Consider the following 25182-nt stretch of genomic DNA (forward strand, 5'->3'; position numbering starts at 1 on the left):
GTGGAGTCTGGCACGCACCTCAAAGCCGCTGTGTGGATCTAGGCTGCCGATATGGACGGTCAGCCGGCGAAGACGACGTTCGACTTCGAGCGGTACGGGCGTCGCGTCCGGCTCGGTCCCTGCTTCGTCTGCGCCTTCGTGCGCGGTGACCCCGACTACCGGCACCACGTCGTCTACGAGGACGACGACACCATCGCCTTCCTCGCCCGCAACCCGACGCTGCTCGGCTACTGCCTCGTCGCGCCGAAGCAGCACATCGAGAGCTGGGTGCAGGACATGCGGCAGGACGAGTTCCAGCGTTTCCAGGGCGTCGTGCACGCGGTCGCCACGGCGCTCGCGGCGACCCTGCCGACCGAGCGGATGTACTCGATGAGCCTCGGCAGCCGGCAGGGCAACGCCCACCTCCACTGGCACCTCGCGCCGTTACCGCCCGGCGTGCCCTATCACCAGCAGCAGTTCCACGCACTCATGGCCGAGAACGGCGTTCTCGCGGTCGATGACGGCACCCAGTCAGCCCTGGCCCGGAAGATCCGCACCCACCTTCAGGTCTGAGGACCACGGACCAGGGTTGCCCGACTGGACGATCAGCTCCCGGTCCGCGGCGGATGCGGGCAGTACGTTGACCGTATGTATTCGACGCGCGTCTCTCAGCATGTCAAGGCCTCGCGCCCCGCCGTCTACGGGGCGCTGGTGGATGGCGATGCGATCGCCAGGTGGCGGGTCCCGTCCGGCATGAGGGGCCAGGTCCACCAGTTCGAAGCCCACGAAGGTGGCGCATTCCGCGTCTCGCTCACCTACGAGACGACGGGAGGCACCGGCAAGTCGACGTCCCGCACCGACACCTACCACGGCCGGTTCCTCAAGCTCGTGCCGAACGAGCAGGTGGTCGAGGTGTTCGAGTTCGAGACCGCGGATCCCGCGTTCGGCGGCACCATGACGATGACCACCACGCTCACCGACGCGGACGGCGGCACCGACGTCCTTGTCGTACACGAAGGGATCCCCGACAGCATCCCCGCTGCCGACAACGAGACCGGTACCCGCATGGCGCTGGCAAACCTCGCCCGGCTCGTCGAGTCCGGCGAGCCCTCCCGGTGACCGCGCGAAGTGTCTGTTGACCGCTCGGCATCGCCGTCGGTACGGTCATGACGCCATCTGCGGCGTCGCGAGGGAAACCGGTGGGAATCCGGTGCGGTCGCGCCACTGTGAGCGGCCTTCGTTTCGGTGATGGGGACGAGGCCGCGAGTCAGGACGCTCCTTCGTCGCAGTCCTTTCGTAGGGGACGCGTCATCCCCAGAGGAGGTCGACTCATCATGTCCAGTGCCACTCCGGCTCGCCCGCTGACTTCTCCGGCCGTCTCCCCCCGGATGGTGTGGGCGGTGCTGGCCATCGTCGCCGTCCTGCTGCTCCTGGCCTACCTCGTGGCGTTCGACCAGGGCGCCGTTTCTCGCAGTGGCATGTACCTGCACGAACTGATGCACGATGGCCGGCACCTGCTCGGCGTCCCGTGCCACTGAACGCCGGCGCGATGCCCACCTTCGCCTCCGTACTGCTGCGTGGTCTTCTTGCCGGGTTGATCGCCGGCCTGCTCGCCGGGGCCTTCGCCTATCTTGCCGGTGAACCCCGCGTCGAGGCTGCGATCGCTATCGAGGAACAGGCCGTTCACGCTGATCCGGCGGCCGGCGACGATCACCACGCCGACGAGTTGGTCAGCCGCGACGGCCAACGCGGCGGACTGTTCCTCGCCACCGGGTTGTTCGGCGTCGCCATGGGCGGCCTGTTGTCCACCGCGTACGCGCTGCTGCGGCGTCGGCTGCGAATCCGCCACGACGCCCACGCCGCTCTCGCTCTGGCCGGTGCGGCGCTGCTCGGTGCGGTCATCGTGCCGTTCGGCAAGTATCCGGCCAATCCGCCCGCGGTCGGTGACCCCGACACGATCAACCAGCGCACCGGCGGCTACCTGGCCATGGTGATCCTCGGTCTGGCCGCCGTGTGGGCCGGCGCTCTCGCCTACCGGTCCATCCGCGCCGGGGCACCACAGTGGTCACGCTGCGCCGTCGCCGTCGCCAGCTTTCTGGCCACCGTCGTCGTCGGCTACCTGGCGCTGCCGTCCTTCCAGGAGGTGCCTGCGGACTTCCCGGCGGGCCTGCTGTGGGACTTCCGTCTCGCCTCCCTCGGCACCCAACTGGTGCTGTGGGCCGGCATCGGGCTTGCCTTCGCCGCCCTGCTGCACCGTGGACCCGAGCGGCCCACCGGTAGCGAACCGTCAGCTGAGGCGATCGTTCCTGCCCGATCGTGACCACGGCCAGGCTTCAGCTGGTCGCCCACGCGCCCACCCGCGCCCTACGACTGGCGACCTTCGGTGGCGGAAACGTGGACCTGGACGAGGGTGGCCGACGGGCCGCCCTCGCCCTGGCCAACCAGGCCCCCGCGGGCGAGAGCTGCTGCCTGAGCAGTCCGGCCGAAGCGGCCGTGCAGACCGCGACGGCATGGGGATTGCGACCGACCATCGAACCCGCCGTCGCCGACTGCGACTACGGAGACTGGACCGGCCGTACCCTCGACGAGGTCGCCGCGGCAAACCCCGACGGCCTGCAGCGATGGCTCACCGACCCGGACGCCGCACCGCACGGCGGAGAAAGCCTCACCGCGCTCGTCGACCGCGTCGGCCGCTGGCTTCACGCGCAGGCCGTGCGGTCCGCGCGGATCACCGCCATCACGCACGCGGCAGTGATCCGAGCCGCGCTGGTCAACGTCCTGCGAGCGCCGTCTGCGGCCTTCTGGCAACTCGACGTCGCACCGCTGTCGGTCCTGCACCTACGAGCAGGCAACCGGGGCTGGCGAGTTCACCTGGAGCCGCCCGGACCAATGGATGCCGTCAGACGTTGAAGCGGAACATAGAGCCGCTGTCCCGCCACCAGCGTGGACGGCCGGCGACACCTGCTCACACGGCGTCTCGGGCTGCCATCGTTAGTGGCTGGTTGACGACGTTTGACAGTGTCTTGTGCCCCCTGTGTGCCCCACACTGCCAGGATCCGGCGAAGGAAGGGCAGCCTCGCCCCGGCGCTGCTCAACGGTTCCCCTGAGATACGCGATCGTCTCTCGACCGGGGCACCGGATCGGCTGGCGCGTCCTTATGCTGCGGCAGTGCACGCGCAGGCTCCAATCATCGGTTCATCCCGGACGGCTCTGGTCGGGCTTGTGCTCGCCGCCCTGACAATCACTGCCTGCGAGTCGCCGTCCCCGGCACCGGGCACCGGGTCCACCGCCACCGCCGGCTCAAAATGGCAGGATGTTTCAGGCACACCGGCTCCGGCCCATACGTCCGGCCCCGCCACCCTCTGCACCTGGGCTGGTCAGGCCGGCCAGTACGACCCCACCTACTGCCAGCGAGTAGTGGACGACGAGCTGAGCCGCAGCAAACTCAGCTCAAGGCAGCGAGCTGAGGCGGAGACCGCAGCCGAGGCCGTCCGCGCGGCGCTGGACCGGATGAGGTTTGACTGTGCCCGGCCGGTCACCGAGGAGTGCGTGGCGGAGCAGGCCCGCCGGCGGATGTTTCCGACCACGGACAGCCCGGAGCAGATGGCCGACCAGATCCGGCAGGCGCTTACCGCCGCCGGCTTCACCGACATAGTCGTACGACCAGCCGGGCCAGCGGATCCGGCACCCCGGCACGCCATCGTCTACGCCGTACCCGCAGGCGCCGGTTGCGTGGTGGGCTGGGGCGGGCAGCAGCAAGTGCTCGGTGCCTTGCCGGGCGGCCAGTGCCTCGCCTGAACAGCCGTTCAACGACGAGATGGCGCGCCCCTCGATCGGATACGCCCTCGGGCCTTGGTGGGAACGGCGGGATTCGAACCGACGACCCCTTGACCCCCAGGCAACCATCAGGGCTCGCTGACCTGCGCGGTCATCTGCATGTGCCTGCGGCAACCGTCCGGGATCGTCCGTGGACGTCCGCCGCCGCTCGTACCCGTCGTCACCCAGATAGTCACTCAGCCGAGGCACGGCAATAGGCCGACAGGTGTGACAGAACAAGCCATCGGGCGTCAATGTTGATATCCACCGGGCCATTGTTTGCCCTCAACGAGAGCGCCTCGCCCATGCGTTCGACATTGATGTCAAGCACAGCACGGGTCGTCCAACCGACTATGGCCAGGTGCAGCACATCCACCAGTGTGAGTTGGACTTGAACGACGTTGAAGCCCTGATCCGCCCACTTCTTCGGTGGCGACTTGGGGAACTGGGGAAGGTCGAAGCGCAACGTAGCGCGTGGCCCGTCGCGATGCAGGACGAGCTCATGGGATGTCAACCGACGTCAGCGCCGGCAGGTCCTCACCGTAAATCGCCCGGATGCCGTGCGACTCACTCAAGAGATCAACCCAGCCAGACATCCTGGTACCTCCCGTTGCCCGTCAGAACGAGGCCAATCCTGCCATCCCGTCCGCCGCCTACCCGCCCTCCTGGGGAGCGGGCTGCCGCCCGGCCCGCCACGTCAAGCGGGCCTTGACGCGCGGACAGCCCCTACCGGGACGGGCTGAGTCGGCTTTCGTGTCACGGACCGTGCCCCCGGCGGACACCGCCACAGTGGCGCATTTGACCTGACCTCGACCGGTACGGACCCGGCTCCCGGGGTCGGAGCTGGCCATCGGCGGCCACCCTCCCCCTCCCAGGCGAGCAGTTGACCTGACCGTGATGCGGCTGCGGAGCCGGCTCCTGGACGACCGGCATGCCCTCGGCGGACACCGCCCCCATGCTCGGGGCTTGCCGCGCGGACTCGACGGCGCGTCACCTGCGCCGCGCTGCTCAAGCGCGGCGCGGCCGGCTGCCGGCGACGGATCTCACCACTCTCCTCCGCTATCCCGTCTGCGGCGGCCCCTGGGCTTCCCGCTCTCCGCGCCAGCCGCCGGGCGTGTTGCGTGGCCGGAGTCGGAGCGCCAGCGGAGCGACGGACGCGCGCCCAGGCGGCGGCGCGTGCGGCCCGTTCAGGGCCGCCTTGAAGACGTACAGAAACTTTGAACGCATCGCCGGCAGCCAGCTTGTCCGACTCCGGTTGATGGTTGACACCGTGGCCTCGAATGATGCTTTACATGATCGCGGCGACCGCGCGACTCGCGGCAGAAGCGGATGTCGGCAGGACCACGATCTGCTCGTGCACGTGCGGCATGATGGGCGCTCATGGGCACCATCGACCCGTACACGACTATCGCGGAACCAACCTTCGTGGCACGGTTCCTTCTCAATCCCAGCACGGACACAGAGGAGTCCGTAGCCAATGTAGATGCCTTCGTCGATCTTCCTGACGGCTCCGGTTGGGCGTTGACCATCTTCACCGTCGAGGAGGTCCGCCGCCTGCTTACGAGATGGAAGGAGACCGGTGAAGTCGCGAACGGCAGTTACTTCTGGGCCGTTGACCAGCTGATCGTGCCGGAACCGGGCGTGCCAGCCATGACCACAGCGATCCGAGAACTCGTTCGCAGCGGGGAGATCGCAAGCGTCGGCGTCCGATGCGAGGGTCTGGACTGAAGCCCCCTGGAGTATGCACTAGGGATGATGGTTCAGGATGGGCGCCGCGCACGGGTGGCGGCAGATCCGGATACCGAATCGCGGGCAGTGGCCGTGGCATCAAGCGACGCAGAACTCGTTGCCCTCGGGGTCCTGCATGACGACTTGGTCGAGCACGTCGCCGTACCACTCCTCGCGGATCACCGTCGCGCCAGCGGCGACCAACTCGGGGACTTTCTGCCGGATCAGTCGGGCGCGCTCGACCATGTCCCAGGGGCCTGGACCGGCCACCCGGACATCGATATGCATGCGGTTCTTGCTGGACTTGCCCTCGACTTCATACTGGAATAATCGGACATCTTTCCCGAAGTGCATAGGGCAACCTCGACAAACCAAGAACCGAACCAGCTTCAAATTCCGGCCAACGTCAGCACGTGATCGAATCCGCGAAGCTGGGCTGGCGAACTCACCATCGGCAGTACCAGGGCCGGTATCCCGGCGGTCACGGAACCGCCGTCGCCGCTGGGATGGTCACCGACCATCAGCGTTCGATCTGGCTGTGCCGCCAGGGCGTCGAGTGCGGTGCGCCAGATCCGTACATCGGGTTTGACGAAGCCGACCTCGTAGGAAAGAACGAATGCATCGATGTAGCGGTCAAGCCCGTGCCTCGCAAAGCATTTGCGAATGTCCCAGCCGACGTTACTGACCACGCCAAGGCGAATATCGCGGGCACTCAGTGCGGCGAGAGTGGACGACGTGTCCGCGTACGGCTCGAGCGCTTCGGCGCGCGTTTCGTGCAGCGCTCGCGCAAACGGCAAGTCCACCCCACGGATTTGCTGCAGGACAGCCAGAATCGCCCGGTCCCACACCTGTGGGTCCAAGTCCCGGGCGATGTGAGCAGGGTCCGTAGCCGTCGTCCGCAACAACTCAGCGAAATCCGAGGCGATGCGCTGCGCCTCACCGACGGCCACCTCCCGGCCGACCAAGGCCGCCGCGCTGCCGATCCAGCGGTTGGGGTCTCTGGCGAACAGGGTCCAAGCGAAATCGAACAGGACGGTTGTCACGGGTTTCGAAGGCACCAGGTCACCCTAGATCAGCGGGACGATTGACGTGGATCATGATGCTCCTGACTGCGCTCGACGCAGAACAGGTTGCCCTCCGGGTCGGCCCTGGTCACCCAACCGGGGCCGTTGGGGCTTGCGATGATCCTCGTACTCGGGTCGCGCCCGAGCCCCTTCAGCCGCACGACCTCCTCATCGCGTGTCCCGTCGGTCGGCATGACATCGATATGCATTCGGCGACCGGTTCTTGGTTCAGCGGCTTTCCCCTCGGGCACCTTCAGGAAACTAATGGCGGGGCCCGGCCATCCGGGTCGACGATCGACGCGTTATCGGGCTCGTCGAAGCCAGATTCCTTGACACAGCCGAGGGCCAGCGCCCAGAAAGCGGCGATCCGCTGCGGATGGTCGGCATCGCATCCCAAGGTCCAAAAAGTCGCCATGACGCCAACGTACGGGGGCTGCGACCCGCTGTCATCGGCATGCCGTCCGCTCATCGGCATGTGAGGACGTACGACGCTCGTTCCAAGCGGGCTGTCACCACCGTCCGGGCGGTCGAGCCTAGCGGTGTCACCCACGTCCCGAGACTGATCTGTCACGCAGGTCCTGAGGCCCGACATCGCCGGGCCGGCCGCCGACTTGTCACGCCCTCCACGGCATCGCAGGTCTCGTTACCTGGTCGACGAGCTTTGCTGCTCTGTCTGGTGGCGTCTGCGAAGTGTCGATGGTGAGGTCCGCGGTCCTCGCAGCCGGGGTCTCGTCCCATGCCCTGAGTCGTTGCAGCGTGTCGCCGGTCGCTCGCCGGACTATTCGCTCTTGGGCAACGTCTCGCGGGCAGGTGAGAGCTACGACGGTCCAACGCGTTTCTGGGAAGGCTCGCCGTATAGCGTCAATCGCCTCCACCTGGCCGAGATGCACGACGGGGACGGCTTCGTCGAGCTGTTGGCGGAGCCCGGGGGCGTCCACGACGTACAACGCCCCATACCGCTGGTTTTCCCAGACCACGCTGCCGGATGCGCGCAGTGCCGCCAGTTGGGCCTCGCTGATCATTCGGTAGCCCTCGGTACGCCCTGGTCTGGCCTTCAGACGCCGAAACTGTTGGTAGCGGCTGTCGAGTTGGTGCAGGGCCGCCGTGATGGTGTCCTTGCCTGAGGCTGGCGGACCGTAGAGGATCACGCCCTGCATCAGTCCAGCTCCAGTCCCATCAGCGACTTGACCAGCACTTCGGCCTGTTCCTGCAACGGCTTGGCCGAGACGCAGTTGTTGATGACTGTGTGCTGCGCCGGCGGCCGAAAGCCCGTGTCGATGCGGCTGAGGTAGGCCGGCCAGTCAGCGAGCTTTGCCGCGTCTCGTGCAGCTCCACGCCTGCGGAGGTAGAGGTTCATCGTGTCCGCGTCGCAGTACACCCAGACGAGGCTCAATGAGGCGCCCATGCCTGTGAACCGCGCTCGCGTCCGATCCAGCCATTGCCGGTCCTGGAACTCGGCAATGAAAGGGGCGGTCACGATGACGCTGTTGCCGCACTGCACGTTCTCTTCTGCCGCAGCGCTGAGCGCTTCGTACTCCCGGGGTCGCACGAGCTTCAGGTAGGCGTCTGACTCCCGGTCATGGGGAGACTGGCCCAGGATCTCCAAGGCCGCTTCCACGATGGGTCGTGTCAGCGTGTCCTTGTCGAGCATCGGCCAACCGGTGGCACGCGCGAGCATCCGGCCTGGCGCGGTGGCGCGACGACTCCCGCCGCCAGCGTAAGCGCTCGTTCACGCGCAAGTCCGACGCTGACCGCTTCCTTTCCCAGGTCGAGGCCGACATCGTTCGCGGCCAGTACGTCGACCCGTCCGACAAGACGACCGTCGTCGAGTACGCCCGCCAGTGGGCCGCCAGCCGCGCTCACCGCCCCACCACCGCCCGTCGGGTCTCCAGCCTGATCGAAACGCACATCGCCGCTACTCCACTGGGCTCCCGACGCCTAGCGGCCATCGTGCCCTCCGAGGTGCAGGCGTGGGCCGCTGACCGTGCAAAGGTCCTGTCCCCGTCGACCGTGCGCAACCTCGTCGGGCTGCTGCGTTCGATCTACGCGGCGGCCGTGCGGATCGGCTCGTGGGCCGCTCCCCCGTGGTCCGGGTCAGCCTGCCGTCAGCCCACCGGGAGCGCATCGTTCCGCTCACCGTCGACCAGGTGCGCGCGCTCGCCGACGCGATCCCCGCCCGCAACCGCGCCATGGTCGTCACCCAGGCCGGGTTGGGTCTGCGCCTCGGCGAGCTGCTCGCGCTGCGCGTCCAGGACGTCGACTTCGCCTCGCGGCTGGTGCGGATCGAGTGGCAGTTCGCACCGCAGTCCAAGGTGCGGACGGAACCCAAGACGCCCCGATCGCGCCGGACGGTGCCGCTTCCCCAGGTCGTCGCCGACGCTGTCCGCGCACACATGACGCAGTTCTCGCCGGCTGATGACGGCACCATCTTCACTACCCGCTTCGCCGGCCCCTACCGGCATGACTACTACGGCACGCTCATTTTCGGCGCGGCCGTGCGGAAAGCGGGCCTGCCGCGAAGCATCACGACCCACGACCTGCGCCACCACTACGCCTCGGTCCTGCTGATGCAGGGCGAGTCGGTCATCACCGTCGCCGAACGCTTGGGGCACGAGAACGCGACCCTGGTCCTGTCGACGTACGGACACCTGATGCCGGACTCGGAGGAGCGCACCCGCCGGGCCGTCGATGAGGCGTGGGACTGTGCCCCCGGTGTGCCCCAGAGCGAGAGGACACCCTCCTGACCTGCGGAAACGGGCCGGATTCAGACGTTGAAGCGGAACTCCACGACGTCGCCGTCCTGCATGACGTACTCCTTGCCCTCGATCCGGACCTTGCCGGCGGCCTTCGCCGCCGCCATCGATCCGGCCGCGACCAGGTCGCCGTAGGAGACCACCTCGGCCTTGATGAAGCCGCGCTGGAAGTCGCTGTGGATGACCCCCGCGGCCTCCGGCGCGGTCGCGCCGACCGGGACGGTCCAGGCCCGCGCCTCCTTGGGGCCGGCCGTCAGGTACGTCTGGAGCCCGAGCGTCCGGAAGCCGACCCGGACGAGCTGGTCCAGGCCCGGCTCGGACTGCCCGATCGACTCCAGCAGCTCGCGGGCCTCCTCCTCGGGCAGGTCCACCAGCTCGGACTCGATCTTGGCGTCCATGAAGACCGCCTCGGCCGGGGCGACCAGGGCGCGCAGTTCGTCGAGGAACTCGGCGTTGCCCAGCTCGGCCTCGTCGACGTTGAAGACGTAGAGGAACGGCTTGGTGGTGAGCAGGTGCAGCTCGCGCAGGTGCTCCAGCTCGATCTTGGCGGCGGCCGCGCCCGCGTACAGGGTGACGCCGCTGTCCAGGAGGTCGACGGCCTTCTTAGCGGCCTCGACGGCGGCGGCCCGGTCCTTGCGGAGCTTGGCCTCCTTCTCCAGTCGGGGCAGCGCCTTCTCCAGGGTCTGCAGGTCGGCCAGGATCAGCTCGGTGTTGATCGTCTCGATGTCGTCGGCCGGGGAGACCTTGCCGTCGACGTGCACCACGTTCGGGTCGGAGAAGGCGCGCACCACCTGGCAGATCGCCGTGGCGTCGCGGATGTTCGCGAGGAACGCGTTGCCCCGGCCCTGGCCCTTGGAGGCACCCCGCACCAGGCCGGCGATGTCGACGAACGAGACCGGCGCCGGCAGCACTTTCTGCGACGAGAAGATCTCGGCGAGCTTGGTCAGCCGCTCGTCGGGCAGCCCGACCACGCCGACGTTCGGCTCGATGGTGGCGAAGGGGTAGTTCGCCGCGAGCACGTCGTTCTTGGTCAGCGCGTTGAACAGGGTGCTCTTGCCGACGTTGGGCAGGCCCACGATGCCGATGGTGAGACTCACGACGAGCCAGCTTACGCGGTTCGCCGCCCGTCCCGGACAGGCAGGCCCGCCGCCGAGCGAAAAGGGGCTCTGAGCGCGGCGGGGCCTGCCCAGCAGGCGGGGCTCAGGAGGGCTGAGCGGTCAGCAGCCGGGGCTCGATCCGGGTCTCCCGGACACTGCCGTCCGCTTCCCGGGTCACCTGGTACGCGGCGACGCCCTCCTTGTCCGCCACCGCCTCGGCCAGCCGGGTGCCCCGGTAGACCAGCCCGACCCCGTCGTCGGTGCAGTGGCTGGTCGGCAGCGTGCCGTCGCCGACCAGCTTGTGCATGAGCGGCCGGCGCTGCCCCTCGCTGTCGTAGTGCACCCCGTTGCCGTACGGGAGCCAGCCCAGGCCGTCGGTGAAGGGCCGCAGGGTCGGGCCGTAGCTGTCGGTGGCCCCGCCGAGGTGCCAGCAGATCGACCCGGCGGAGACGCCGCCCAGCACCACCCCGGCCTGCCAGCACTCGTGCAGGATGTCCTGGAGGCCGTGCACCCGCCAGACCGCGCAGAGGTTGGCGACGCTGCCGCCGCCGACCCAGATGAGGTCCTGGGCGAGCAGGTGGGCCCGGATGTCCTCGACGTTGGGCATCGGGAACAGGGCCAGGTGGGAGGGGCGGAACCGGGTGCCGGCGAACGCGCCGTAGAACACGCTGAACGAGGTGGGCTGGTCGCCGACGGCCTGGTTCAGGTAGCAGATCCGCGGCGCGGGGCCGGCCTCCGCCAGCTCGGCCATCAGCTCGAAGATCGGCCCGGGCTGCGCATCCCAGGGGCCGCGGCGGCGGCTGCTGAAGCCTGTGCTGGTGGCGACGATGGTCGGTTCGGCAGCCGGCATGAAGTCCTCCCGGTCGGTGGTGTGGCGATCTCCGATCATCCTGCGCCACCGGCCCCGGGCACCTGCAGCCCGCCCGGGTCAGCGACCCGTCTCGGCGGCGGCCAGCAGCGCGCGGAGCAGGTCGGCGAGGCGTTCCTGGTCGGCGGGCGGGAGGGCGTCCAGGAGGTGCCGCTGCACCTCCAGGCCGGCGTCGGCGGCCTCCTCAACGAGGCGACGGCCGGTGTCGGTGAGGGTGACCCGCAGGCCCCGCCGGTCCTCCGGGTCGGGTGATCGGCGGATCAGCCCGGCCCGCTCCAGCCGGTCGAGCCGCCCGGTCATCCCCCCGGAGGTCAGCATCAGCGAGGCGCTCAGGGCCTTCGGTGCCAGGGTGTACGGGTCGCCGGCCCGTCGCAGCGCGGCGAGTACGTCGAACTCGCCCCGGCTGATCCCCCAGCCCGCGTACACCTTCTCCTGACCGTCGCCGACCAGGCGGGCCAGCCGGTAGATGCGACCGAAGACCGCCATCGGCTCAGGCCGCATGCCGGCCCGCTCCCGGCGCCACTGCTCGACGATGACGTCCACGTCGTCCGCTGCCACGGAGGGATTGTGCCGCACCTCGCACTTCCTTCTTCACTCGACACTGATTAGCTTAGCTCTAAGCTACTTAGCAGCGAGGGAAGAGGTCGCAATGCACCGCCGCTGGACCGACGTCGCGCTCACCGCCGTCGCCCCGACCACGTGGGGCACCACCTACCTGGTCACCGCCGAGCTGCTGCCGGCCGACCGGCCGCTCTGGTCCGGCGCGTACCGGGCCCTGCCGGCCGGGCTGCTGCTGCTCGCCCTGACCCGCCACCGACCGCACGGCGCCTGGTGGTGGCGGGCCGCCCTGCTCGGCGCGCTGAACATCGGCGCCTTCTTCCCGCTGCTCTTCGTCGCCGCGTACCGGCTGCCCGGGGGCACCGCAGCGGTGCTGGGCGCGACCCAGCCCCTGCTGGTCGTCGCGCTCACGGTGGCCGCCCTCGGCACGCGGCCCGGCCGGCCGGCGCTGCTCGCCGCGCTGGCCGCGCCGCTGGGCGTCGCACTGGTGGTGCTGCGGCCCGGCGCCGGCCTGGACCTGCTCGGCGTGGCGGCCGGGCTCGCCGGCACCGCCGCGATGGCCACCGGGCTGGTGCTCACCCGCCGCTGGGGGCGGCCGGCCGGCGTCGGCACCCTCACCGCGACGAGCTGGCAGCTGGTCGCCGGCGGCCTGCTGATCCTGCCGGTCGCCGCCGCCGTCGAGGGCGCGCCGCCCGCGCCGGACCGGCCCGCCCTCCTCGGGTACGCCTGGCTCGGGCTGGTCGGCACCGCCCTGGCGTACGCGCTCTGGTTCCGCGGCGCGGCACGACTGCCCGTCACCCGGGTGTCGGTGCTGGGCGCGCTGAGCCCGCTGACCGCCGCCGCCCTCGGCTGGCTGGTGCTCGGGCAGGCACTCAGCCCGCTCCAGCTGGTCGGCTTCGCGGTGGCGGTCGCCGCGATGGTGCTCGGTCAGCTGCCGGGCCGGCCCCGCCCGGGCGAACCGTCGAACCGGCTCACGCCCGCCGCGCCCGGCTCCGGGTCCGCTGCGGAGACTGCGCCCACGTCCCCGGGGGCCGACCGGCCCGCGTCCGTCGCGGAGGCGAGCCGGCCCGCGCTCAGCCGGCGAGCAGACGGGGCCAGTCCGGCGCCTCGCCGCCCCGATCCGGCAGCGCCCCCGGCGGCAACTCGGCCGCGGCGGCGAGCGGCAGCGTGAACCGGTGCGCGGCGGCCGGGCCGGCCGCGTACGACTGGTCGAGCAGCCAGCGCACCTCGTCGACCGTCCAGCCCAGCCCGGCCCGGCCGGCGATCTCCCGGACCAGCCGCAGGCCCACCCGGGTGTCGTCGTCGTAGAAGCGCATGCACCAGTGGTGCGCCCACATGCCGAGCGCCCGCAGCCCCGCCGGGTCGAGCGATCCGACGAGCCGGCCGCAGGCGGTCTCGGCGAAGGCCCGCCCCGGGTCGTCCGCCCGGTCCCGTTCGATCGCGCCGTACGCGGCCGGCGCCACCACCCGCATCCGGTCGTAGAAGCCCTGCACCACCGCGCGATCCACCCGAATCCGCCCCGACCGCATCAGCGGGCACCTCGCCCGGCCACGCTCGCCATCTCCCCGCACCCTCTTCTTGAGTTGGTTGGCGGGACCGTACCGACCACTACCGACACTTTCGGCGCCGAAAACCGTTGCCGCGTCAGGGATAGCTGGACTGAGCTGGGGCGTCTGCATCACTGACAGACAAGCGCGGGAGGGTGCGTGGACGAGGACGACCGAGCCCGGCTGGCCGAGTGCGTGGCCAACCGTACGTCGGCATGATGCGGGTCGTCTCGTCGCCCAGCGGGCCCGGCCCGACCACCACCCTCGCCCCCTCACCCAGCGCTCCCACCCCGTCACCCAGCCCGCACCCCCCAACCTCTCCGCCACACCCCCGACGGCCACCCCCTGCCCGCCGCGCTCGCCGGCTGACGCACAGCCCTAGTTCGGCTCGGTCGATCATGAGGTTGACGGCGAAGTGGATCTCCCGGACCGCCGCCAACCTCATGATCGACAGGGCAGGCGCGGAAAGGGCGTGCCGGCTGTGGTCAGGCGGGCTGGCGGGGAGGGGGCCGGAGCGGGGGTACGGCCATGTCCGAATCCCGCCAGCCGGAGGCTGGACCTGCGAGGCAGGATCAATGGCGTGGAGTTGGACTTCGAACGGTGCTACCGGGCCGTCGACAGCCGTGACCAGCGCTTCGACGGCTGGTTCTACACCGGCGTGACGTCGACCGGGATCTACTGCCGGCCGTCCTGCCCGGCGATGACGCCGAAACGGCAGAACGTCCGGTTCTTCCCGTCCGCCGCCGCGGCGCAGGGCGCCGGCCTGCGGGCCTGCCGTCGCTGCCGCCCCGACGCCGCCCCCGGGTCACCGCAGTGGGACGTCCGGGCCGACGTGGTGGGGCGGGCGATGCGGCTGATCGCGGACGGGGTGGTCGACCGGGACGGCATACCGGGGCTGGCCGCCCGGCTCGGCTACACCGAGCGGCACCTGCACCGGATGCTCCGCGCCGAACTCGGCGCCGGGCCGCTCGCGCTGGCCCGGGCGCAGCGCGCCCAGACCGCCCGGATCCTCATCGAGACCACCGGGCTCGGCCTGGCCGAGGTCGCGTTCGCCGCCGGCTTCGGCAGCGTCCGGCAGTTCAACGACACGGTCCGGGAGGTGTACGGGGCGACGCCGTCCGAGCTGCGGGTCAGCCGAGCGGGACGGCCGGCAGCGGGTGGGGCGGGCACGATCACGCTGCGGCTGGCGTACCGTCCGCCGTTGCACGCGGCGGCGCTGCTGGACTTCCTCGCGCTGCGGGCGCTGCCCGGGGTGGAGGAGGTACGCGACGGGACGTACCACCGGGGGCTGCGGCTGCCGCACGGAGCCGGCACGGTCGCGCTGACCCCGGCCGACGGCCACGTGGCCGCGACGCTGCGCCTGGCCGACATGCGTGACCTGGCCCCGGCGGTGGCCCGCTGCCGCCGGCTGCTCGACCTGGACGCCGACCCGGTCGCGGTCGACAGCACCCTGGCCGAGGACCCCGCCCTCGCCCCGGCGGTCCGGGCGGAACCGGGCGTCCGCCTCCCGCACGCCGTCGACGGCTTCGAGATGGCCGTCCGTGCCATCACCACCCAGCAGATCTCCCTCCAGTCCGCCCGCACCACCCTCACCCACCTCCTCACCGCGACCGCCAGCTCGGTTGATCATGAGGTTGACGGCGAAGTGGATCTCCCGGACCGCCGCCAACCTCATGATCAGCTAAGGCTGCGGGCGTTTCCGGGGGCGGAGGAGGTGTTGGCGGTGGGGGACGAGGGGTTTCGGATGCCGGGGGCGCGGCGGGAGACGATCCGGGCGGTGGCGCGGGCCGTGGCGGACGGGTCGCTGGACCTGGCGCCGGGCGGGGACCGGGAGGAAGCCGTACGGCGGCTGACCGCCCTGCCCGGGATCGGCCCGTGGACGGCCGGCTACGTGGCGATGCGCGCCCTCGGCGACCCCGACGTCCTCCTCCCCACCGACCTGGGCGTACGCCGGGGCGCCGCCGCGCTCGGCCTGCCCGACGACCCGAAGAACCTCGACGCGTACGCGGACCGCTGGCGCCCCTGGCGGTCGTATGCGGTGATCCGACTCTGGAGAGCAGCATGACCACACTGGACAGCACCGTCATCGACACCCCCGTCGGCCCGCTGAGCGTCCTCACCGGACCCGACGGGGCGGTACGCGCGGCCGGGTTCACCGCCGAGCCGGCCGGCCTGGTCCCGCTGATGCACCCGAGCCTGCGCGGTGAGCTGCGGGACCGCACCGAACTGGGCCTGGTGACCACCGCCGTACGCGCCTATCTGGACGGTGACCTGACCTCGATCGACCCGGTCCCGGTGGCGCAGCACACCGACGGCATCTTCCTGGCGCACGCCTGGCAGGTGCTGCGCGACGTGAAGCCGGGTGAGCCGGTGACCTACACGGGATTCGCCGAGCTGGCCGGGCGGCCGGCCGCGGTCCGCGCCGCCGCGGCGGCCTGCGCCCGCAACGCGGCCGCCCTCTTCGTCCCCTGCCACCGGGTGCTGCGCACCGACGGCACGCTCGGCGGCTATCGCTGGGGGCTGGACGTGAAGAAGTGGCTTCTCGGGCATGAGGGACGGGTGACGGCTAGCTGACAGCGCTACCGTCGCACCCTGCCGCTACCGTCGCGTAGTGCCTGCGCACAGCGACGGCAACCCTTCGGCGCCTCACCCCCCGCTGCGCAACCTCTGGCGGCTTCGTCCCTACCTGCGGCCATACGCGGCCGAGTTCGCCTGGCTGCTGCTCGCCGCCGTGGCCGCCACGGCGGCGAGCCTGGCCGTGCCACTGGTCGTGCAGCGGGTGGTGGACGGGCCGGTGGCCCGGCACGACCCGGCCGGGCTGTTCCGGCTCAGCGCCCTCGCCCTGCTGCTCGGCGTGGCCGAGGCGGTGCTGATCTTCATCCGGCGGTGGACCCAGTCGTCGTCCTCGGTCGGCATGGAGGCGGCGATCCGCGCCGATGTCTACGCCCACCTGCAACGGCTCCCGGCCGGCTGCCACGACCGCTGGCAGTCCGGCCAACTCCTCTGCCGGATCACCAGCGACCTGTCGGTGATCCGCCGGTTCCTCTCCTTCGGCCTGCTCTTCCTGGTCCTCAACCTGGTCACCTACGCCGCCGTGGTGGTGCTGCTGATCCGGCTGCACCCGTGGCTCGGCCTGCTGGTGGCGGCCAGCGCGGTGCCGCTGTTCCTGATCAGCCGCCGGTTCGCCCGGCACTACCACGCGGCGTCCCGGCGGATGCAGGACCAGCAGGGCGACGTGGCCACGCTGGTCGAGGAGACCGCGCAGGGCCTGCGCACCATGCGGGCGTACGGGCGGGGGCCGGAGCTGGCCGCCCGGTTCGCCGGCGGCGCCCGGCGGCTGCACGACATCGGGATCGGCAAGGCGCGGCTGCTGGCGCGTACCGCGGCGCTGTTCGACCTGGTCCCCAACCTGACCCTCGGGGTGGTGCTGGTGGCCGGGGCGGCGGCCGCCGCCCGGGGCGTGCTCACCATCGGCGAACTGGTCGCCTTCGTCAGCCTCCAGCTCATGCTGGTCTGGCCGGTGCAGTCGCTCGGCTGGATCATCGCGAACGGGCAGGAGGCGGCGACCGCCGCCGACCGGGTCCAGGAGGTGCTGGACACCCCGCCGGCCATCGTGGACGCCCCACACGCCCGGGCGCTGGACCGCGCCGACGCCCGCGGCCGGCTGCGCTTCGAGCGGGTGACCTTCCGCTACCCCGGTACGGCCGCGCCGGTGCTGCGCGAGGTCGACCTGACCGTCGAACCGGGCGAGACGCTGGCCCTGGTCGGGGCCACCGGGTGCGGCAAGAGCACGCTGCTGTCGCTGGTCCCCCGGCTGCACGACGTGACCGGCGGCCGGATCACCCTCGATGGGCACGACCTGCGGGACCTGCGGCTCGGCTCGCTGCGCCGGCTGGTCGGGATGGCGTTCGAGGAGCCGACCCTGTTCTCCATGTCGGTGTGGGAGAACCTCACCCTGGGCCGGCCGGACGCCGGCGAGGACGAGGTCCGGGCCGCGCTCGCGCTGGCCCAGGCGGAGTTCGCGTACGAGCTGCCGTGGGGGTTGGCCACCCGGGTCGGCGAGCAGGGATTGTCCCTCTCCGGCGGGCAACGGCAACGGCTGGCGCTGGCCCGGGCGGTGCTCGGCCGACCCGCGCTGCTCGTCCTCGACGATCCGCTCTCCGCCCTCGACGTGCACACCGAGGCGCTGGTCGAGGCGGCGCTGCGCCGGGTCCTGCGGGACACCACCGCCCTGCTGGTGGTGCACCGCCCCTCCACGTTGGCGCTCGCCGACCGGGTCGCCCTGCTCGCCGGCGGGCGGATTGTCGCCGTCGGTACCCACTCCGAACTGCTGGCCGGCGTGCCGGCGTACCGGGCGGTGCTCTCCGCCGCGCCGGAGCGGCGGCCGGACGGTGTCGGCCTGGTGCACTCGTGAGCGGGGCGGACGGTCCGCTCCGCGCACCCCGTCCGCGCCGCGGTGGCGGTTCCGCCCCGCGCCGAGGTCGGGACGGCGGCCCCGCCCCGGGCCGACCACGGGACGACGGCCTCGACCTGTCCCGGTGGCGCGGGCGGGCCACCGACCCGGACGCCGACCGCAGCCGGGCCGAGGTCGCCACCCCGGAGGCGGTGGCCCGGCTCCGGGCCCGCAGCCGGGCGCTGCTGCACGGGCTGCTGCGCCCGCACCGGCGTCGGCTCGGCTGGGCCGTGGCGCTGCTGCTGCTCCAGAACGCTGCCGCGATGGCCGGCCCCTACCTGGTGATGCTGGGCATCGACCGGGGCATCGGGCCGCTGCGGGCCGGCGACGCCGGCCCGCTGGTCGCCGTCGCCGCCGCCTTCGTCGTCGCCACCGGCACCGAGTACGCGGCCCGGCGCGGCTTCCTCACCCTCGCCGCCCGGATCGGCCAGGCCGTCCTGCTCGACCTCCGCCAGCGGGTGTACGGCCACTTCCTCCGCCTCGACGTCGGCTTCCACGAGCGCTACACCTCCGGCCGGATGGTGTCCCGGCTGACCAGCGACCTGGACTCGATCGCCGAACTGGTCGACGGCGGGATCGACAAGCTGGTGATGGCCGCGCTGTCGGTGCTGTCGGTGGCGGGCATCCTGCTCTGGCTGGACCTGCCGCTGGCCGCGGCCACCCTGCTCGCCTTCCCGTTCCTGTTCTGGCTGTCCCGCTGGTTCGCCCGCGCCTCCGCCGGAGCGTACCGGCGGACCCGGGAGGCGGTGGCGCTGGTCATCGTGCACTTCGTCGAGTCGCTACGCGGCATCCGGGCCGTGCAGGCGTACCGGCGGGAGCCGCGCAACCAGCGCATCTTCGCCGCGGTGAACGACGACTACCGGCAGGCCAGCCTGGACGCGTTCCGGCTGATCGCGGTCTACTCGCCGGGCATCCGGATGATCGGCAACCTGACCGTGGCGGTGGTGCTCGGCTACGGCGGCTGGCGGGTGCTGGGCGGCCGCACCGAGGTCGGCGTGCTCGCCGCGTTCCTGCTCTACCTGCGCCGGTTCTTCGAGCCGATGGAGGAGCTCAGCCAGTTCTACAACGCGTTGCAGTCGGCCACCGCCGCGCTGGAGAAGCTGGCCGGGGTGCTCGACGAGCGGCCGGCGGTGGCCGAGCCGGAGCGGCCGGTGCCACTGCCCGCCGGCGGCGGCCGGGGTGCCGTGGTCTTCCGGTCGGTCTCCTTCGGCTACCGCGCGGAGGCGCCGATCCTCGCCGGGCTGGAGCTGGCCGTGCCGGCCGGACAGACGGTCGCGCTGATCGGGCCGACCGGCGCGGGCAAGTCCACCATCGCCAAGCTGGTCGCCCGGTTCCACGACCCGGACACGGGCGCGGTCAGCCTCGACGGGGTCGACCTGCGGGACCTGGCGGACGCCGAGCTGCGCCGGGCGGTCGTGCTGGTGACCCAGGAGAACCACCTGTTCAGCGGCTCGGTGGCGGAGAACATCCGGTTCGGCCGCCCGGACGCCGACGACGCGGCCGTGGAAGCCGCCGCCCGGGCCATCGGCGCGCACGACTTCATCGCCGCGCTCCCCGACGGGTACGCCACCGACGTGCACCGGCGCGGCGGCCGGCTCTCCGCCGGGCAGCGGCAGCTCGTCGCGTTCGCCCGCGCGTTCCTGGCCGGTCCGCGGGTGCTGATCCTGGACGAGGCGACCTCGTCGCTGGACGTGCCGACCGAGCGCCTGGTGCAGCGGGCGCTCGGCAGCATCCTGCAGGACCGCACCGCGCTGGTGATCGCGCACCGGCTGTCCACCGTGGAGATCGCGGACCGGGTGCTGGTGCTCGACGGCGGACGGATCGTGGAGGACGGCCGCCCAGCCGAGCTCGCCGCCGCCGGCGGCCGGTACGCCGCCCTGCACCGCCAGTGGCGCGACTCGCTGATCTGACCCCACCCCCACACGGGGTCACGGGCGGCCGGCTCTGCCGATAGACTTCCGGACCGTCGATCGGCCGCATGCACCGGCCGCCGGGAGTGGCCCTGCCACGACAACCGTCACGCCGATCGGCTTCGCCGGACACGGGGAGGTTCACGGCGTGCGGATCCGCAGAAGTCTTGTCGTTGCCGGAGTGGCCATCGCCTGCACGGTCGGGGCGACCGGCGTGGTGCTGGCCCGGGGCGGCGACGCCGACCCGGCACCGGTGGCCGGCACGGCCGCCGCCCCGCCGAGTGCCGACGCCGCGACCAGCGAGCCGGCGCCGGGCGCCCAGGCCGGCATGGGCAGCCGGGCGACCGGCGGCGCCACCCGGGACGGGGCCCCCGTGGCCACCGCCGCCCGACCGGCTCGCGCGGTGGCCGAGGCCGCCCCCGCGTCCGTCGCCTACCTGCGCGAGCGCTACCGCGTCTCCGCCACCGAGGCGGCCCGCCGACTCGCCCTGCAGGAGTTCTCCGCACCGCTCGCCGCGAAGCTGGCCGGCGACCACCCCGACACGTACGGCGGCATGTGGCTGGACCAGGCCGCCGGCGGCGTGCTCATGATCGGGGCCACCGACGCCGCCCCGGTGCGCGCGGCCGTCGCCGGCGCCCCGGACGCCGCGCACGTCCGGGTGGTCCAGGTACGTCACCCGCTGCGGCAGCTCACCGACGCGGCAGCCCGGCTCGCCGCCTCGCTCGGCCTGACGGCCGGCGAGGACGTCCTGGTCGACCAGGAGCGGAACGCGGTCGTGGTGCTCACCGGGGACGGGATCGCCGCCGACGACTCCCGGCTCGCCGGGGCGCTCGCCGGCGCCGGGGTGCCCGCGCAGGCCCGGCCCCGGCTGGCCGGCGCCGCCGTGCCGAAGGCGTGCGACCCGCGCTACTGCCCGCAGGCGCCGATGCGGGGCGGGATCCGGCTGGACGTGCCCCGCGACGACGGCACGGTCGGCGGCTGCACGGCCGGCTTCAACGTCCGCTCCCGCACCGGGAAGGCGTACCTCCTGACGGCCGGGCACTGCGTCGTCGGCGGGCGGCACACGCAGGTGGACCGGACCTGGCACCAGTTCCTCGGCCCGAAGATCCCGGTCTCGGTGGAGTCGACCGACCCGGTGCTGGCCGAGAACGCCTTCCCGTACGACTACGCGATCATGCCGTACCAGCCGGGGGCGCTGGACCGCTGGGCGTACCAGGGGGGCGCCACGAGCACCCCCAGTCTGGTCAACTACTGGTGCGTGGCCGACAACCCGCGCTGCACGACCAGCCGGGACGTGGCGATCACCGGATACGTGGCGTACAGCGCCATCCAGGTCGGCTGGGTCGTCTGCGCGACCGGTTCCGCCTACACGCCGAAGTCCGGCGAGGTCTACGTCGACTCCGGGGCGGGCGCCGGCTACCTGCCCGGCACCCGGTGCGGCGAGATCACCGGCAAGGGCAGCGGCGGCATCGACGTACGCATCTGCGCCCGGCCGGGGGACAGCGGCGGACCGCTCTTCACCGAGTCGGACGGCAAGGCGCTGGGCATCCTCTCCAACGGCGACCCGGGCCAGGGTCCCTGCAGCAACCCGAACGAGCACAACTCGTATGCGCCGGTCTCCACCATCCTGGACCGGGCCAACGCGCGGCTCGGCGGTCGGCCCTACTTCCAGCTCGCCACCAGCGGCCCGCTGCTCGGCCCGATCGCCCGCTGACCGCCGGGGCGCCCGGCACCGCCGGCGGCGCTACTCGCCGTGGGCTAACCACCAGGCCTGGCCGGTTTCGGGCAGGGTGTCGATCGCTGAGCTGACCGGCTGGCCGCCCGCTCAGCCCGGGGGCGAGGTCTCCTCCGCGTCCAGGTCCGCCGGGCCGGGTCGGGTCGGGTCGGGCGGCCGCCGACCGCGACGGACGGTGTGGCGAGGGCATAACTCGTGGCTGGTAGGTCACCGGCTGCCTACGATCGGCTGATGACGGATACGGCGAGGACGGGCCGCGCCGGCGTCCCCGAGCGTCCGACCCTGGACGGCATCGAGGAGACCTGGGCGCGCCGCTGGCAGGAGGAGGGCACGTACGCGTTCGACCGCTCGAACGCGGCTGTCCGGGGGCGCGGCGCGGCATCAGACGTGCCGAGCCCGGATGGTCGTAGCTCGGACGTGTACGCGATCGACACCCCGCCGCCGACCGTATCCGGCGAACTGCACATGGGACACGTCTTCTCCTACACGCACACCGACACCGTGGCCCGGTTCCAGCGGATGCGCGGCCGGACGGTCTTCTACCCGATGGGCTGGGACGACAACGGCCTGCCCACCGAGCGGCGGGTGCAGAACGTGTACGGGGTGCGCTGCGACCCGGCCCTGCCGTACGACCCGGAGTGGCAGCCGCCGGCCACGCCGGTGAGCGAGGCGGCCCGCAAGGACCCGGCCCCGATCTCCCGGCGCAACTTCATCGAGCTGTGCGAGCAGCTCACCACGGCGGACGAGCAGGTCTTCGAGGCGCTGTGGCGGCGGCTCGGGCTGTCGGTGGACTGGTCGCTGACCTACACCACGATCGGGCGGGTGGCCCGGGCGACCAGCCAGCGGGCGTTCCTGCGCAACCTGGCCCGGGGCGAGGCGTACCAGGCGGAGGCGCCGACGCTCTGGGACGTCGGGTTCGCCACCGCCGTGGCCCAGGCCGAGCTGGAGGACCGGGAGCGGCCCGGCGCGTACCACCGGCTGCGCTTCCACGGCCCGGACGGGCGCGACGTGCTGATCGACACCACCCGACCGGAACTGCTGCCGGCCTGCGTGGCGGTGGTCTGCCACCCGGACGACGAGCGGTACGCGGATCTGGTCGGCGCGTCGGTGCGTACCCCGGTCTTCGGGGTCGAGGTGCCGGTGCGCGCGCACCCGCTGGCGGACCCGGCCAAGGGCACGGGCATCGCGATGGTCTGCACGTTCGGCGACCTGACCGACGTGACCTGGTGGCGGGAGCTGCAGCTCGACACCCGGGTGGTGATCGGCCGGGACGGGCGGCTGCTGCCCGAGCCGCCGGCCGGGGTGCCGGCGGAGCCCTACGCGGCGCTGGCCGGGCAGACCGTCAACGGTGCCCGGCGCACCGTGGTGCAACTGCTGGCCGACGCCGGTGACCTGGTGGGCGAGCCGCGCCCGATCACCCACCCGGTGAAGTTCTACGAGCGGGGCGACCGGCCACTGGAGATCGTCTCCACCCGGCAGTGGTACCTGCGCAACGGCGGGCGCGACCCGGAGCTGCGCGACGAGCTGCTGGCCCGCGGCCGGGAACTGCGCTGGGTGCCGGAGCACATGCGGCACCGCTACGAGCACTGGGTGGGCGGCCTGACCGGAGACTGGCTGGTCAGTCGGCAGCGCTTCTTCGGCGTGCCGGTGCCGGTCTGGTACCGGCTCGACGACGCTGGCGAGCCGGACTGGTCCCACCCTCTCATACCGGACGAGTCGATGCTCCCGGTCGACCCGTCCGGCGAGCCGCCACCCGGCTACGAGGAGGCGCAGCGCGGGCTGCCGGGCGGCTTCGTCGGCGACCCGGACGTGCTGGACACCTGGGCCACCTCGTCGCTGACCCCGCAGATCGTCGGTGGTTGGGAGACCGACCCGGACCTGTTCCGCCGGGTCTTCCCGATGGACCTGCGGCCGCAGGGGCAGGAGATCATCCGGACCTGGCTCTTCGCCACCGCGGTCCGGTCCCACCTGGAGCACGGCGTGCTGCCGTGGCGCGACGCGGTGCTCTCCGGCTGGATCCTCGACCCGGACCGCAGGAAGATGTCCAAGTCCAAGGGGAACGTGGTCACCCCGATGGACCTGCTGGTGCAGCACGGCTCCGACGCGGTGCGATACTGGGCCGCCAGCGGCAAGCCGGGGATGGACCTGGCCTTCGACCCGGCGCAGATCAAGGTCGGGCGGCGGCTCGCCACCAAGCTGCTCAACGCGTCCCGGTTCGCGCTCGGGCTGGGCGCCGCCGACGCGTTGCGCGCGCCGGCGATCGAGCCGTTGGACACCGCCATGCTCGCCGAACTGTCCGGCGTGGTCGCCGCCGCGACCGCCGCCTTCGACGGGTACGACCACACCGCCGCGCTGATGGCGACCGAGGCGTTCTTCTGGCGGTTCTGCGACGACTACATCGAGCTGGTGAAGGAGCGCGCCTACGGCTCCGGGCCGGGGGCGGACTCGGCGCGGGCCGCGCTGGCCACCGCGCTCTCGGTGCAGTTGCGGCTGTTCGCCCCGGTGCTGCCCTTCGTCACCGAGGAGGTCTGGTCCTGGTGGCGGTACGGCTCGGTGCACCGCGCGCCGTGGCCCACGACCTACGAGGTGGGTCGGGCCACCCAGGGACCGGGTGACCCGCAGCTGCTGCGGCTGGCCGCGGACGCGCTGGGCCAGGTGCGCCGGGCCAAGTCGGAACGGAAGCTGTCAATGAAGGCGGACGTGCCGCTGGCCGAGGTGCTCGGCCCGGCCGCCCAGCTCGACCAGCTCACCCTGATCGCCGACGACCTCCGGGCGGCGGGCCGGATCGCCAAGCTCGACCTGCTCCCCGACCGCACCCCCGAACTCGTCGTCGCCTGCGCCTTCTGACTCTGGGCTTACTCCAAGATCCACGCAACTTCGGGGAAGGTGCCGCCTCCGCACGCCGGGAGGCAGCACTTTCCCCGAAGTTGCCGCCCCGGGGAGGGTGGGGCGGCGGTGCGCGGTCAGCTCGTCTCGCCAGCCACGCTGAACGAGCGAAGGCGGTCGATGGCCAGGATGGTGGAGCCGATCGCCACCAGGGCGGTCAGCACCGCGGCCACCGGCACGGAGACGGTGGTGCCGAGCAGTTCGGTGGGGGCGATCCGGTCGGCGATGGCGATCACCCACTGCTGGATGGAGAGCACCTTGGTGCCGTCCACGAATCGGCCGAGCAGCCCCTCCCAGATCAGCACGTAGACCAGCCCGAGCAGCACCGGCCGCCGGGTCAGCAGGCTGAGCACCAGGAACAGCGCCGAGTACGCCAGCGCGCCCAGCGCCGACGCGGCGGCGAGCGCCAGGCCGAGGCGTACCGAATCGGCGAGCACGCCCGCGACGTAGAGCGGGACGGCGACGGTGGCCGCGCTGACCCCGGTCGCCACCGCGAGCTTGGGCAGCACGATCTGCCAGCGCGGCAGCGGCTTGGTGAGGATGTGCACCACCGTGCCGTCGTCGATCTCGGCACCGAGCACCCCGGTGCCGACGATCAGCGCGACCACCGGCAGCACCACGGCCAGCCCGAGGCCGACCAGCACCGGGGGCCCCCACTGGCCCGGGTCGACCCCGAGCGAACGGGAGACGATCGCGAGCACCAGCAGCAGCGCGGGCAGCGGGAGCAGCAGCAGGAACCGGCGCCGGCCGAACAGCCCGCGCGCGGTGATCCAGGAAACGGTCGACAT

27 protein-coding genes and 1 riboswitch are annotated in these 25182 nt (G+C 72.0%); of the genes, 15 read left to right on the plus strand and 12 right to left on the minus strand.

Translation table 11 applies throughout. The annotated features are described in order from the left end of the window. The first annotated feature begins 51 nt into the window (after window positions 1–51). The 6 genes from ACFYM6_RS11590 (at window position 52) to ACFYM6_RS11615 (ending at window position 3777) form a co-directional block, all read left to right on the plus strand. Window positions 52–552: an HIT family protein gene (locus tag ACFYM6_RS11590; protein ID WP_387274605.1), complete on the plus strand. Its 501-nt coding sequence runs from the start codon at window positions 52–54 to the stop codon at window positions 550–552. Window positions 553–627: 75 nt separating this feature from the next. Then, on the plus strand, window positions 628–1098 hold the full coding sequence (locus ACFYM6_RS11595) for an SRPBCC domain-containing protein (protein ID WP_387274607.1): 471 nt from the start codon (window positions 628–630) through the stop codon (window positions 1096–1098). Window positions 1099–1128: 30 nt separating this feature from the next. Continuing rightward, a riboswitch (cobalamin riboswitch) is annotated at window positions 1129–1280 on the plus strand. A 33-nt stretch (window positions 1281–1313) separates the two neighbouring features. Continuing rightward, complete coding sequence (locus tag ACFYM6_RS11600) at window positions 1314–1517, plus strand: CbtB-domain containing protein (protein WP_083672575.1); 204 nt, start codon at window positions 1314–1316, stop codon at window positions 1515–1517. Further along, window positions 1508–2299 carry a CbtA family protein gene (locus ACFYM6_RS11605; protein ID WP_387274609.1) on the plus strand — a complete coding sequence of 264 codons (792 nt, stop codon included), beginning with the start codon at window positions 1508–1510 and terminating at the stop codon, window positions 2297–2299. The genes ACFYM6_RS11600 and ACFYM6_RS11605 overlap by 10 nt, the downstream gene beginning before the upstream one ends. Then, entirely contained in the window at window positions 2296–2889 is a 594-nt protein-coding gene (locus ACFYM6_RS11610) for a histidine phosphatase family protein (protein WP_387274611.1), read from the plus strand. Before ACFYM6_RS11605 ends, ACFYM6_RS11610 begins: the two co-directional genes overlap by 4 nt. A gap of 507 nt (window positions 2890–3396) precedes the next feature. Next, the gene (locus tag ACFYM6_RS11615; protein ID WP_387274613.1) at window positions 3397–3777 is read left to right on the plus strand and encodes a hypothetical protein; all 381 of its coding nucleotides are present in this window, start codon (window positions 3397–3399) and stop codon (window positions 3775–3777) included. Between the two features lie 211 nt (window positions 3778–3988). Here the strand turns inward: ACFYM6_RS11615 and ACFYM6_RS11620 are convergent, their stop codons facing one another. After that, on the minus strand, window positions 3989–4309 hold the full coding sequence (locus ACFYM6_RS11620; RefSeq protein ID WP_387274615.1) for an Imm50 family immunity protein: 321 nt from the start codon (window positions 4307–4309) through the stop codon (window positions 3989–3991). 866 nt (window positions 4310–5175) lie between these two features. Here ACFYM6_RS11620 and ACFYM6_RS11625 point away from each other — a divergent pair. Further along, complete coding sequence (locus ACFYM6_RS11625) at window positions 5176–5523, plus strand: hypothetical protein (RefSeq protein WP_387274617.1); 348 nt, start codon at window positions 5176–5178, stop codon at window positions 5521–5523. A gap of 99 nt (window positions 5524–5622) precedes the next feature. On the opposite strand, the gene ACFYM6_RS11630 is transcribed toward ACFYM6_RS11625, so the two are convergent. The 6 genes from ACFYM6_RS11630 to ACFYM6_RS11655 all read right to left on the minus strand — a co-directional run bounded on the left by ACFYM6_RS11630 (window position 5623) and on the right by ACFYM6_RS11655 (window position 8265). Next, window positions 5623–5877 carry a VOC family protein gene (locus ACFYM6_RS11630; RefSeq protein ID WP_387274619.1) on the minus strand — a complete coding sequence of 85 codons (255 nt, stop codon included), beginning with the start codon at window positions 5875–5877 and terminating at the stop codon, window positions 5623–5625. Window positions 5878–5912: 35 nt separating this feature from the next. Continuing rightward, window positions 5913–6581 carry an HAD family hydrolase gene (locus tag ACFYM6_RS11635; RefSeq protein ID WP_387274621.1) on the minus strand — a complete coding sequence of 223 codons (669 nt, stop codon included), beginning with the start codon at window positions 6579–6581 and terminating at the stop codon, window positions 5913–5915. A 14-nt stretch (window positions 6582–6595) separates the two neighbouring features. Next, window positions 6596–6838, minus strand: coding sequence for a VOC family protein (locus ACFYM6_RS11640; protein WP_387274623.1), 243 nt, complete (start codon window positions 6836–6838; stop codon window positions 6596–6598). Window positions 6839–6840: 2 nt separating this feature from the next. Further along, complete coding sequence (locus tag ACFYM6_RS11645) at window positions 6841–7002, minus strand: hypothetical protein (RefSeq protein ID WP_387274625.1); 162 nt, start codon at window positions 7000–7002, stop codon at window positions 6841–6843. Between the two features lie 199 nt (window positions 7003–7201). Continuing rightward, window positions 7202–7744, minus strand: a complete 543-nt coding sequence (locus ACFYM6_RS11650; protein ID WP_387274627.1) for a kinase — start codon at window positions 7742–7744, stop codon at window positions 7202–7204. Beyond that, complete coding sequence (locus tag ACFYM6_RS11655; protein ID WP_387274629.1) at window positions 7744–8265, minus strand: AAA family ATPase; 522 nt, start codon at window positions 8263–8265, stop codon at window positions 7744–7746. The genes ACFYM6_RS11650 and ACFYM6_RS11655 overlap by 1 nt, the downstream gene beginning before the upstream one ends. Window positions 8266–8734: 469 nt before the next feature. On the opposite strand from ACFYM6_RS11655, the gene ACFYM6_RS11660 reads away from it, so the two are divergent. After that, window positions 8735–9331, plus strand: coding sequence for a site-specific integrase (locus ACFYM6_RS11660; protein WP_387274631.1), 597 nt, complete (start codon window positions 8735–8737; stop codon window positions 9329–9331). A 20-nt stretch (window positions 9332–9351) separates the two neighbouring features. Here ACFYM6_RS11660 and ychF read toward each other — a convergent pair whose 3' ends face one another. The 3 genes from ychF to ACFYM6_RS11675 all read right to left on the minus strand — a co-directional run bounded on the left by ychF (window position 9352) and on the right by ACFYM6_RS11675 (window position 11863). Then, window positions 9352–10437, minus strand: coding sequence for a redox-regulated ATPase YchF (ychF, locus tag ACFYM6_RS11665; RefSeq protein ID WP_387274633.1), 1086 nt, complete (start codon window positions 10435–10437; stop codon window positions 9352–9354). 103 nt (window positions 10438–10540) lie between these two features. Then, window positions 10541–11287 carry a Type 1 glutamine amidotransferase-like domain-containing protein gene (locus tag ACFYM6_RS11670; protein ID WP_387275077.1) on the minus strand — a complete coding sequence of 249 codons (747 nt, stop codon included), beginning with the start codon at window positions 11285–11287 and terminating at the stop codon, window positions 10541–10543. 78 nt (window positions 11288–11365) lie between these two features. After that, window positions 11366–11863 carry a MarR family winged helix-turn-helix transcriptional regulator gene (locus ACFYM6_RS11675; RefSeq protein WP_387274635.1) on the minus strand — a complete coding sequence of 166 codons (498 nt, stop codon included), beginning with the start codon at window positions 11861–11863 and terminating at the stop codon, window positions 11366–11368. A gap of 91 nt (window positions 11864–11954) precedes the next feature. Between ACFYM6_RS11675 and ACFYM6_RS11680 the strand changes: the two genes are divergently transcribed. Continuing rightward, complete coding sequence (locus ACFYM6_RS11680) at window positions 11955–13034, plus strand: EamA family transporter (protein ID WP_387274637.1); 1080 nt, start codon at window positions 11955–11957, stop codon at window positions 13032–13034. Here ACFYM6_RS11680 and ACFYM6_RS11685 read toward each other — a convergent pair. Continuing rightward, window positions 12937–13392, minus strand: coding sequence for a hypothetical protein (locus tag ACFYM6_RS11685; protein WP_387274639.1), 456 nt, complete (start codon window positions 13390–13392; stop codon window positions 12937–12939). The genes ACFYM6_RS11680 and ACFYM6_RS11685 overlap by 98 nt on opposite strands. A gap of 598 nt (window positions 13393–13990) precedes the next feature. On the opposite strand from ACFYM6_RS11685, the gene ACFYM6_RS11690 reads away from it, so the two are divergent. The 6 genes from ACFYM6_RS11690 (at window position 13991) to valS (ending at window position 24355) form a co-directional block, all read left to right on the plus strand. After that, entirely contained in the window at window positions 13991–15475 is a 1485-nt protein-coding gene (locus ACFYM6_RS11690) for a DNA-3-methyladenine glycosylase 2 family protein (protein ID WP_387274641.1), read from the plus strand. Continuing rightward, window positions 15472–15984 carry a methylated-DNA--[protein]-cysteine S-methyltransferase gene (locus ACFYM6_RS11695; RefSeq protein WP_387274643.1) on the plus strand — a complete coding sequence of 171 codons (513 nt, stop codon included), beginning with the start codon at window positions 15472–15474 and terminating at the stop codon, window positions 15982–15984. Before ACFYM6_RS11690 ends, ACFYM6_RS11695 begins: the two co-directional genes overlap by 4 nt. Window positions 15985–16021: 37 nt before the next feature. Then, window positions 16022–17824, plus strand: a complete 1803-nt coding sequence (locus ACFYM6_RS11700) for an ABC transporter ATP-binding protein (protein ID WP_387274645.1) — start codon at window positions 16022–16024, stop codon at window positions 17822–17824. After that, window positions 17821–19773: an ABC transporter ATP-binding protein gene (locus tag ACFYM6_RS11705; RefSeq protein ID WP_387274647.1), complete on the plus strand. Its 1953-nt coding sequence runs from the start codon at window positions 17821–17823 to the stop codon at window positions 19771–19773. Before ACFYM6_RS11700 ends, ACFYM6_RS11705 begins: the two co-directional genes overlap by 4 nt. A gap of 148 nt (window positions 19774–19921) precedes the next feature. Further along, window positions 19922–21487, plus strand: coding sequence for a trypsin-like serine protease (locus ACFYM6_RS11710; RefSeq protein WP_387274649.1), 1566 nt, complete (start codon window positions 19922–19924; stop codon window positions 21485–21487). A 252-nt stretch (window positions 21488–21739) separates the two neighbouring features. After that, window positions 21740–24355, plus strand: a complete 2616-nt coding sequence (gene valS / locus ACFYM6_RS11715) for a valine--tRNA ligase (RefSeq protein ID WP_387274651.1) — start codon at window positions 21740–21742, stop codon at window positions 24353–24355. Between the two features lie 116 nt (window positions 24356–24471). Here the strand turns inward: valS and ACFYM6_RS11720 are convergent, their stop codons facing one another. Further along, window positions 24472–25182: an ABC transporter permease gene (locus ACFYM6_RS11720; protein ID WP_387274653.1), complete on the minus strand. Its 711-nt coding sequence runs from the start codon at window positions 25180–25182 to the stop codon at window positions 24472–24474.

It is taken from the genome of Micromonospora sp. NPDC006431 (assembly GCF_042870725.1).
GTDB lineage: Bacteria > Actinomycetota > Actinomycetes > Mycobacteriales > Micromonosporaceae > Micromonospora.